Raw genomic sequence first — 10,711 nt, forward strand, 5'->3', positions numbered from 1 at the left:
TGGTATCACTCCGAGGGCAATTGAACCGCCGCTAACCAAAATTCCTCCAATAGCTGAACCATTCGCATAAACTGTTGAATATCGATAGGTTTGGTAATATAGCAGTTGGCATTAAGTTCATAAGACTTGAGTATATCCTCTTCATCCTCTGAAGTTGTGAGAACGATCACGGGAATCCGTTTGAGCGTGGGGTCTGATTTGACCGAGGTTAATACTTCTTGACCATCCATTCCCGGTAAATTCAAATCCAACACAATCAAATCTGGACGGGGAGTGTTAGCATAATCTCCTTGCTGGAGTAAGTAGTCTAGGGCTGTTTCCCCATCTTCCACCCAATGTAGGTTGTTGGCAATTTTAGCTTGCTTAAAGCTGATCTGGATCAGATTCGCGTCACTGGGGGAGTCTTCCACCAGTAAAATTTCAATGGGTCTAAATCTATAATGGCTGCTCATCGGAGGATATCAAATAGGGAAGGGTGAAGAAAAATGTGCTACCAACTCCAGGTTGAGATTCCACCCAAATCTGTCCACCGTGGCGTTCGACAATTTTCTTACAAACGGCTAAACCGATACCTGTACCCGAAAACTCGCGCCGGGTATGGAGACGTTTGAAGATGACAAAGATACGGTCGAGGTATTTGGGTTTAATCCCAATTCCATTATCCTTGACCTGAAACAGCCATGCATTCTCTCTTAATTGTGCCTCAATCTGGATGTGAGGGGGGCGATCGCGGCAGAATTTGATCGCGTTGGCGATGAGATTTTGAAACAGTTGGATCACTTGAGTGGGATCAGCCTGAACCGTGGGGAGGGAATCGTGGCTAATCGTCGCTTGGCTTTCTGCGATCGCGATCTGTAAATTCTCAGTCACCTGATGTAGGATGGCATTACAATCGGTCGGTTTCCCTTCGGGGGGACGAGTCCCCAAACGAGAATACATCAGCAAGGCTTGAATTAACTGGCGCATTCGGGTTGCACCATCAATGATAAATGCCATATAGTCTTGGGCGGATTCATCGAGTTGATCCAGGTAGTCTTGTTGCAACAGTTGGGTATAACTTGCCACAGCGCGTAAGGGTTCTTGTAAATCGTGGGACGCTATATAGGCAAACTGTTCTAATTCTTGATTCGATCGTTGGAGTTCCTGGGTGAGTTCTTTAAGTTTTGTTTCCGCCTCGCGACGTTCAGCAATTTCCGTCTGTAAGACGTTATTCATGGCGCTTAAGGCTTGGGTGCGTTCTTCGACTCGCCGTTCTAATTCTTCTCGTGCATTTTGTAAGATATGTTCTGCTTGTTTTTGCAGGGTGATATCTTGGGACATCACCATCCCAGCAAAAATCTCACCTTGCTCATTTTTCACCGGAAGCGTATACACTTGATGGGTGCGATCGGCAAATATCATTTCCGATACATTGGTTTCTCCGGCTAAGGCTGACTGATACAGAGGTTCGATGATTTTACAAACATCAGGTGATAAGACATCTGTAATTGTTTTTCCTTTTAACTGTTCCGGCTCAAAGCCGCCAGCCCTTATTCCCTCCCCTTCTGCTAACAAGAAGCGTAACTCTCGATCAAATAATAAAACACTGCCATTGGGAAAGTTTTGCGTCAGGGTTCGATAAAGTCCCTCACTTTTACGTAAAGCAGTTTCTGTGCGTTTGCGTTCGGCAATTTCCGCCTGTAATGAATGATTAAGTTCCGCTTGTTTTTGCCACAGACGAGAATTTTTAATCGAAATCGCAGCTTGGGCTGATATTAGATTTAACAGTTCAACTCGTTCGGGCGTAAATGCCGCGATCGCTAAATTATTTTCTAGATAAAACAGTCCAATTAATTGTCCTTGATTTAGCAGGGGCGCACAGACGATAGATTTGGGTTGATTTTGCTGAATATAGGCATCAGTAATAAATCTATCCTCAGACGTGGCATCGTTTAAGACTAAAATGTCTTGCGTCCGGCTGACATAATGGATAATCGTGGTGGGAATATCTTGGCTGGTTTCTAAGGGAATTGATTGCAAGACAGCAATACTATCTAAATCTCCCCGACACGTTGCTTCAATCCGTAACTGCCCATCCCAATCCAATAGTAAAGCGCCTTGTGTCGCCCCAGCATTTTCGATTAAAATTTTTATTAAGCTAATCAGCAACTTATCGAGGGCAATTTCACTGGAAAGCGCTTGGAATGTTTTAATGATCGTGGTCAAGTCTAGCACAGCGGCAAGATGACTCCCCGAAACTGAGTTCGTATGGGAATTGGTAAGTGTATCTTTGATATTAACCGAGGTTAAGGCGTCGGTAAATAAGCCAGGATAAGTCTTCTCTAAATCTTCAACTTTTCGCTTGGCACCCCAATGTTGATAGCTATGGCGTGCTTTTTGCATGTAGAGTTGAGCAAACTTTACTTTACTTTTACTCAACCAAAACTTTGCGGCTAGTTCATTTGCTAAAGCTTCATGGTGAATAAACCCATTGGTTTTAGCTAAATCAATGGCTTGATCATAGAGATCCATTGCTTTTTCCGTTTGACCAGAAATTCGTGCCATTTCTGCATTAATTAATACATAGTTATGCCGAAAATTTTCTGGACAATTGTCTGCCCAACCTTTCATCTGAACTTGAGCAATAATCAAGGTTTGCCAATAATCAGCTTGTTGACTCTCCGCCGCCTGAGGATAGAGTGCAGTTAGAATCAGGGATATATAAAAATTATGTTCAGCTTGGATGTATAAACCACGAATAAAGGGCAGGTATTTTTCGGTTTGCTTAATACAATTAAGTGCTGCTTCGGGTTGGTTGTAGAGATAGAGAACCCAGGCTTTAATACTGTAAAATGTACAAAGACCACCAAACGTCTGATAAGTATGGCAGCTAGCTAAATAATTGGCTTCACTCATCTCATCAGTATCAAACACTTCTTTCGCTTCCGTTTGTCCACATAAATTCCAAATAGGCAGTTTACAGGCTAAAATCATGTCTGTTACCCATTGGTTTTGAGTTTTGCGGCTAAAGTGCAAAAATGCATCCGCTTGGGTAAGGACATCGGTTAAGCTTGAGCCTTGATTGAAGGCATTATGAAATTGATTGTTTAAGATATAGCCAACATATTGAAAATCCCCAGCGTCCATTCCCGCCTGATAAGCTTCATGATTAATCGACTCAGCACATTGAATCGGCTTGACCCAGGAATTCAAAAATGTCGCCAAGAAATGATGGGTGCGACTGATATAAATTGGATGATTAAACGTTTTGCTCAGTTGACAAGCCAGTAAACCAAAGGCATACCCAGACTGATAATCTCCCCAAAGCGAACCCAGGAGTAATCCATAATTAGAATAGCCTTTAGCTGATTCCGGAGCATTACCATATTGTAGGGATAAACTTACGAGTTTTACCGTAACCCACGCATAACTATCTTGATCAAAGAAATACGTGGGCGGATCGAGACTTAATAGTAAATTTACTGCCGCTTTTGTCACCCTGTCGGTCATGTATGGTAAATCAATTAGACTGGCAATGTGCCGAGTTCCTAAATTTCGTTTTAAGTCAGCTAATTCACGATTTAAGCCGCTTTTTACATTAGTGTCGGGAAAATTGATACCGATTTTTTTGAGGGCTTGGCGTCCGACTTGAATGGCTTCTTTATAGTTGGCTAGCATGGTATGCTGAACAATAAGCAGGTTATACAGTTCAGCCTGTTCCATAACGGATTTGGCTTGAATTAAACACTGATAAATTAAATGCTCTGACGAGTCAAAGTCGCCATTCAAATATTCAACTTCAGCGAGTTCCTTATGAAGTTTTAAGGTTAATGAATACTGGTCAGTCCAGCTTGTTTCACTTAAGCTTAATAGTCCGTAGTTTAGGTAATCTCTAGCGGCGGTATAAGCCGTTGCTGACTTCGCTTTTTTGGCAGCCGCTAAGTTTAACCGAGTTAATTCAAGTCGTTCGTGAGTGGTGGTAATCGCGTAAGCTTTCCAATTGAGATGATCAACAATATCAAAAATTCGTTCATATTTTTGATAGGGGGATAGCTGGGCAAGCAACAGCCGACCAATGCGCCAGTGAACGGTTTCTTTTGATGCTTTATCCATTAAAGCATCAACCGCTTGTTGTACGCGATCGTGCGAAAATTTATAATATTGAATTAAATGAAAATAGTTTTGCGATTTTTTCGCCTGGGCTTCAATTAATCCTAACTGAATTGCTGGATATAAATCATCCCAGGTTTCATTCGGAGTTTTCTCATGAATTTTGGCAAGTAAATCGAGTTGAAAATGATTTCCGATACAAGCGGCTAAACTTAAAACATGTTGAGTGCTTTCCGGAAGTTTTTTTAACTTGCCAATCATCAACTCCACCACGTTATCTGTAATCGCCGTTTCTTCAATCCGGTCGATATCCCAAGTCCACTGACCTGAACCTTTGTTGGTAGAAGAACTAAAGAAAATCAGATTTTCCTGGGCAAGGGTTTTGATAAATTCTTTAATAAAAAAAGGATTTCCTGCGGTTTTACGCACTATGAGTTCTGCTAAAGCAGTAACAGATTGAGCATCTCTGTGTAAGGTTTCGGAGATTAACTCAATAACTCGTTCCCGGTTCAGGGGGGTTAAGATAATTTGGTTGAGAATAACGCCAAGACTACAAATTTTATCGAAGCTAATCATTAAAGCATGATTCGGATCAACTTCATCGTCTCGATACGCACCAATGAGGAATAGATGGTGGATTGGGTCATCTGTCAAAATGAATTCCAGCAACTTTAGGGTAGCCGCATCAGCCCATTGTAAATCATCTAAAAAAATGACTAAAGGATGTTCAGGTTGACAGAAAACCCGCATGAAGGCTTGAAATACTAAATGGAAGCGATTTTGGGATTCAGCCAATCCTAATTCTGGTACTTCAGGCTGAGTACCAATAATTAGTTCAACTTCTGGAATGACCTGGATAATAATTTTTCCATTGCGACCTAATGCTTCCAGTAATATTTTTCGCCATTGCCTAAGTTTTGCTTCACTTTCAGTTAAGATTTTTCGGATTAATTTGGAGAAGGCATTAACCAAAGCTGAGCAAGGAGTATTTCGTTGAAATTGATCAAATTTTCCAGTAATAAAATAACTATTTTCCTGGATAATAGAGGGGCGAATTTGCTGGATTAGAGCGGACTTACCAACGCCAGCATCACCCGTAATCAGAATGATTTCACTCAGCCCTTTTTTGGTATTTATTGCCCCTTGCCCCTTTGGATAACAAGCGATGCGAGAAAAAGCGGCGAGTAGTGCTTGAATTTCACGTTCTCGACCATAAAGTTTTGGAGGTATTTGCAATGTTTTTCCCAGATCTTGACATCCAAGGGGGAATTCTTTGATTTTGCCAGTTGTTTTTAATTGCTCTAAGCAATACTCTAAATCTGCCTTGAGTCCCACAGCACTTTGGTATCGCTTTTGCGGTATTTTTTCCAATAGTTTCATGACAATATTGGAAATGGCTTGAGGACACAATAATTGGTGATTGGGAAAGTCTTGAGTGTTGACTATTGACCCAACGCTAGGCTCATCTGGAACTAGGTTTGTAGGGATAAATTTAGGAACTTTCTGTTCGTCATTGATGGTAACCTTTGTGCCAAACTCGCCCTGACTAAGTTTTGAGTCAACGTCCCCATCTTTTTTGTCTTCCCCTGCTCCCCTATCCTCCTCCTCTACGACGTTTGACTGCAACGTTATATGAGGGGGGAGAGGCTGTTGAGCCAGATGGCAATAAATCAACTCCATGGGTTCATCTTTATCGAAAGGAAGATGATGGGTTAATAGTTCATAAAGAGTGACACCTAAGGAATAAAAATCCGTGCGGTAATCTAGAGGACAATCCATCCGTCCAGTTTGCTCTGGGGATAAATAGGCTAATGTTCCCTCTACACTAGGCGATTGTTTTAGCGAATGATTTTCGCTAGATACGCGAACCGCGATACCAAAATCAATAATTTTGAGTTGTCCCGTTACCGGATTGAAAATAATATTTGATGGATTAATATCTTTATGAATTGTATTAGCGGCGTGGATTTGACCTAAGCCTTCTGTAATCTTAATCGCAATGTCCAGAATATCGGACAGTGAAAATTTTGTTGTATTGAGTAATACGTTTAATGATTCTCCACCAATATCTTCAAATATGATTACCAACCTATTCTGATAAGTGAGTAAGTCATAGGCGTGAATAACACCCGCCAGTTGCCAGTTATGAGTAATTTCATATTCAGTTTTATAGCGGTTAAGTTCTTCAGACGTAGGATAGTCAGGTTGGAGAAGTTTCAAAATGACAGGTTGAGTATCGACCTGTCGGATACCTCGATAGACTATAGAATTAGAGCTTTCGTATATTTTGGCGAGAATCTGGTAACCTGGAAGGATAATCACGGTGGGATTTCCCTATTAGTGCGCTGTTCCAGACGTAGGAATGGTACGTCTATCTAAAAACGGTAGCATTTTGAGGCGAAACTGTCTCTTGTCTGACGGATTACCACCGAAACGTTGATTTAGTAGGGGTTTGGTAACCAAACCCCTATACCGTTGGTAACCAAACCCCTACGCGGAACGTAAGGATTGGGTTTGCCAGTGACGCTGTTGAAGCTGGTGCATGTGGTTAAAGAGTTGCCAGCAGTAGGATTCACTTAGCCCACAAGTAATAGCCCCACGCAGCACAACATTAAAATACCAATCGTTCGGTGCTAATTCTTCGGCTAATTTTTCCACAACCACATAAGTCCGGACATTGTGATAGATTCGTCCTTGACGAGACACTTCTACGGTTTCTCGTCGATAGCCACCACGGGGTACTTCTTCCCGGTGATCAAGAGGATCACTAAATCGCTCAGGTAAGCGGTATAAGACGCCTTCAACCATTGCGTTTACATCGGGGACGATATCCAGTACACCACAGTTACGCCGTGCTGATTTGCGGTTAAATCCCAGTCTATATCCGTTGAGAACGGCTGAACCTAGGACGAAAGCATGAGTATTTTCACCTAGCGATCGCTTTAAATCAACCGGACACATGCAGGAGCCATAGGCAAAGTAGTAAAAGGTTGGCTCAGTCTGCGGAAACTGTAGCACATTAGCTACGGGTGAAGACGGATCAAGAGACGGTGAGGGCGAATCTTGGCGATCGCGCGGCTGAGTTGTCATCGCTGGCTAAAGACTACAATACTAAACGGCAAAGGTAATATATTTTCAACGAAGTCAGGAGAACGAACTGTAGCCGATTTTTCAGTTATGGGCTTGGGGTAAGTAGGTTGGTGGAAATAAACTTAACTAGATTAAGTTATGTAAACAAGCCTCAAACCCTTACTGTTCCCTAATCTCCACCGCTAACTTTAATTGTCCCCACCTACTGGAGAGCCATGAGGTATTTGCACAGCTAGACTGAATTCCCGATGAATCGCCAGTAGTATAATACAAAGGTCTGAGGTTGAAAGACTTCTCGGATCTGCCCGACACTTATGGCTGATAAATAAACTGATGAAGTCCTGCTTATTTGATATGGTTAACCTGAAGCAGCGTCTAGGCATAGCGCTGATACTGCCAATTAGCCTGATGGGAGCGATCGCGCTTCCGACTCCCCTCAAAGATGCCCAAGCCCAAACGGGTGATGGACGTGCCATCACGGTTCGGGCAGATGTTCAAGAAGCGAATTCCCAAACGGGTGTTGTCACAGCGCGGGGGAATGTACAAATTGATTATCCGGCTCGCCAAATTCAGGCAACGGCGGCTCAAGCTCAATATTTTAGTCGAGAACGGCGTATTGTTCTCACGGGGAATGTTTATGTTTTGCAACAAGGCAATAGTCTGCGTGGTGAAACGATTACCTATTTAATTGATGAAGGGCGCTTTGTTGCTCTACCGAAAACTGAACAACAGGTTGAATCGATCTACATTGTGTCTGATCCAGAAGCTCCAACTCAACCTGTCGCGCCGCCTGTAACTCCTCCGTTTAATCCAAAACCTGTGTTCAAAACTCCAGTAAGTGATCCATAATTGTTATTTGTCATTTGTTATTTGTCATTTGTTATTCGTCATTCGTTAGCGCCGAAACCCTTGAGATACCGTAGGGTGGGTTTCGACTTCGCTCAACCCACCAGCATACCAGTCAGTACCCTTCAACTGAACACTAATCGGGGCGGGTTTAGTTACATCTGGGTGACAGCCAACGGTAGTAGTGAAACCCGCCCCTACAGACTAAAAACTTGGTCGGGGCGGGTTTAGTTACATCTGGGTCAAAAGGAAACGATAATAGTACAACCCGCCCCTACAGATGTGCCATGGCACGTCTGCACACATTACATAACTCTCCAACTGAGGTAGCTATTCTTGAAAATCGTTTTAGAGAATATTCATAAATCCTATAACAAAAAGTCTATCGTTAACCGCGTCAATCTATCGGTGGCACAAGGGGAAGTTGTGGGGCTGCTAGGTCCAAATGGTGCGGGAAAAACGACCACATTTTACATTGCTATTGGTCTAGAAAAACCCAATCAAGGCACAGTATGGTTAGATGATAATGACATCACCAAGCAGCCGATGCACCAGCGGGCGCGTTTTGGGATTGGCTATTTGGCACAAGAACCCAGTATATTTCGTAATCTGACGGTTCGGGATAATCTGCGACTGGTGCTAGAGCAAACGGGTGTACCGCGTCAAGAATGGCGCTGGCGATTACGAACGTTGATCGAAGAGTTTGGCTTGGAAAAAGCAGCGAATACGATTGGGAGGCGGGTTTCTGGGGGTGAACGTCGTCGCACCGAATTGGCAAGAGCGTTAGCTTCAGGCGTAGAAGGACCCAAGTTTTTATTCTTGGATGAACCTTTTGCTGGGGTTGATCCGATTGCGGTGGCTGAGATCCAGAAAATCATTGCCCGGTTGCGCGATCGCGAAATTGGGGTTTTAATTACGGATCATAATGTTCGCGAAACCCTAGCCATCACCGATCGCGCCTATATCATGCGAGATGGGCAAATTTTGGCATCGGGTAGTGCGGAAGAACTTTACAACAACCCCTTGGTGCGACAATATTACTTGGGTGATGAGTTTCAAAAATAATCCTGGCTATTTCTCGCTGTTTCGTAAATAGCCCTCAAACCCATACATAAACATAAGACGAATGATATAAGACGAATGACGAATGACGATCCGTAAATCTCTACCTCTTTTCTCCTTTATTCCTGGCGTATCGGTGATGGATCGTTATATTATCACCGAACTCATTCCTCCATTTTTATTTGGGATGGGAATGTTTTCCTCGGTGGGGGTAACCATTGGTAGCTTATTTGACTTGATGCGGAGAGCGGTGGATGAAGGACTACCCGCCACATTGGTGCTGAAGGTGCTGCTGTTGAGTTTACCTCAGTTCATGGCGTATGCTTTTCCTACATCTGTCCTGTTAGCCACCTTATTGACCTACAGCCGTCTGTCTAGCGACAGTGAACTGATTGCTTTGCGAAGCTGCGGGGTGAGTATTTATCGCCTAGTGCTACCCGCGTTATTACTGAGTTTAGTTGTGACTGGTATTACCTTTGGATTTAATGAATACGTAGTCCCCGCCTCTAACTATCAAGCAACGATAACCTTAGAAAAGGCATTAGGAGAGGAAAAACCCACCTTCAAAGAGCGCAATATCTTCTATCGAGAATATGCAGAGGATAAAACACTCAAGCGCTTATTCTACGCTCAAAATTTTGATGGTGAGCGGATGAAGGGCTTAACCATTCTCGACTGGTCTCAGCAAAGTCTTAACCAAATTGTCACCGCTGATTCCGCAATATGGAATGTAGCGCAAAATACTTGGGATTTCTATAACGGTACGATTTATTTAGTGTCACCGGATGCCTCCTACCGTAACATCGTGCGGTTTGAACACCAACAACTACAATTACCTCGCATTCCCTTGGATTTGGCGCGAAAAGACCGCGATTACGATGAAATGAACATCACTCAAGCCAGAGAACGCCTAGAGTTAGAGCGCCAGAGTGGGGATGAGGAGGACATTCGCAAACTCAAAATCCGCATCAGTCAAAAATTTGCCTTACCCTTTGCTTGCGTTGTTTTTGGCTTAGTTGGGGGATCATTAGGCAATCAACCTCAGCGTACCAGTAAAGCGACAGGCTTTGGGATTAGCGTGTTAGTGATTTTCGCGTATTATATGCTAATGGCGATCGGAGATGCTCTGGGATTGAGTAACTACCTCCCTCCCTTAATCTCGGCGTGGTTGCCCAATCTGATGGGGTTTGCGGTTGGCGGATTTTTATTAATTCGAGCCGCCCGATAGTAGGGGTTTGGTCTCCAAACCCCTCAACCTGAAGAGGTGATACCAAATCTGCCTTTATTACCCCCTGCAAGAGGAGGCGATTGTAATCGCTGCTACACTTGCCAAAGTCCGCCTGCGCGGACTGGGTTATAACCGGGGTAGCGTTCCTCGAATTTGGTATTGTAAAGTATGACTCTTTGAACCCGTTTCAACGGGTTTGGTGCTTTTAGCCCCAACTTTAGTTGAGGGCTTAAGTCAGCTCAACCGAACAGCATGATAAACTACCCAGACCTGCCTAACGGCTGAGGTCTGGGTTTTCAGTAGCCCTGAAGTCATCGAACAAGCTAAGCTGAACATATCTGGGAGTTCGGTTTAGCTTGCACGATAACCCCGTGCCTCCAGGCTGGTTTATAGACA

6 protein-coding genes are annotated in these 10,711 nt (G+C 43.5%); 3 read left to right on the forward strand and 3 right to left on the reverse strand.

All coding sequences use genetic code 11. The features are described from left to right. Positions 1-5 precede the first annotated feature (5 nt). The 3 genes from RH949_RS24010 to RH949_RS24020 all read right to left on the reverse strand — a co-directional run bounded on the left by RH949_RS24010 (position 6) and on the right by RH949_RS24020 (position 7,179). Positions 6-452 carry a response regulator gene (locus RH949_RS24010; protein WP_006098453.1) on the reverse strand — a complete coding sequence of 149 codons (447 nt, stop codon included), beginning with the start codon at positions 450-452 and terminating at the stop codon, positions 6-8. After that, entirely contained in the window at positions 436-6,411 is a 5,976-nt protein-coding gene (locus RH949_RS24015) for a protein kinase domain-containing protein (protein WP_446356671.1), read from the reverse strand. The genes RH949_RS24010 and RH949_RS24015 overlap by 17 nt, the downstream gene beginning before the upstream one ends. 168 nt (positions 6,412-6,579) lie before the next feature. Beyond that, entirely contained in the window at positions 6,580-7,179 is a 600-nt protein-coding gene (locus RH949_RS24020; RefSeq protein ID WP_446356673.1) for a gamma-glutamylcyclotransferase, read from the reverse strand. 333 nt (positions 7,180-7,512) lie between these two features. On the opposite strand from RH949_RS24020, the gene RH949_RS24025 reads away from it, so the two are divergent. The 3 genes from RH949_RS24025 to RH949_RS24035 all read left to right on the forward strand — a co-directional run bounded on the left by RH949_RS24025 (position 7,513) and on the right by RH949_RS24035 (position 10,315). After that, positions 7,513-8,028, forward strand: a complete 516-nt coding sequence (locus tag RH949_RS24025; RefSeq protein WP_006098391.1) for an LptA/OstA family protein — start codon at positions 7,513-7,515, stop codon at positions 8,026-8,028. Between the two features lie 333 nt (positions 8,029-8,361). Further along, positions 8,362-9,090, forward strand: a complete 729-nt coding sequence (gene lptB, locus RH949_RS24030) for an LPS export ABC transporter ATP-binding protein (RefSeq protein WP_006098580.1) — start codon at positions 8,362-8,364, stop codon at positions 9,088-9,090. Positions 9,091-9,172: 82 nt separating this feature from the next. Further along, entirely contained in the window at positions 9,173-10,315 is a 1,143-nt protein-coding gene (locus tag RH949_RS24035; protein ID WP_446356676.1) for an LptF/LptG family permease, read from the forward strand. Positions 10,316-10,711: the final 396 nt, after the last annotated feature.

Source organism: Coleofasciculus sp. A1-SPW-01 (genome assembly GCF_040217205.1).
GTDB lineage: Bacteria > Cyanobacteriota > Cyanobacteriia > Cyanobacteriales > Coleofasciculaceae > Coleofasciculus > Coleofasciculus chthonoplastes_A.

Bases quoted from the DNA above. Each gene is read 5' to 3' on its own strand.
- RH949_RS24010 (WP_006098453.1), bottom strand. From the start codon at position 452: ATGAGCAGCCATTATAGATTTAGACCCATTGAAATTTTACTGGTGGAA.
- RH949_RS24020 (WP_446356673.1), bottom strand. From the start codon at position 7,179: ATGACAACTCAGCCGCGCGATCGCCAAGATTCGCCCTCACCGTCTCTT.
- RH949_RS24025 (WP_006098391.1), top strand. From the start codon at position 7,513: ATGAAGTCCTGCTTATTTGATATGGTTAACCTGAAGCAGCGTCTAGGC.
- RH949_RS24035 (WP_446356676.1), top strand. From the start codon at position 9,173: ATGACGATCCGTAAATCTCTACCTCTTTTCTCCTTTATTCCTGGCGTA.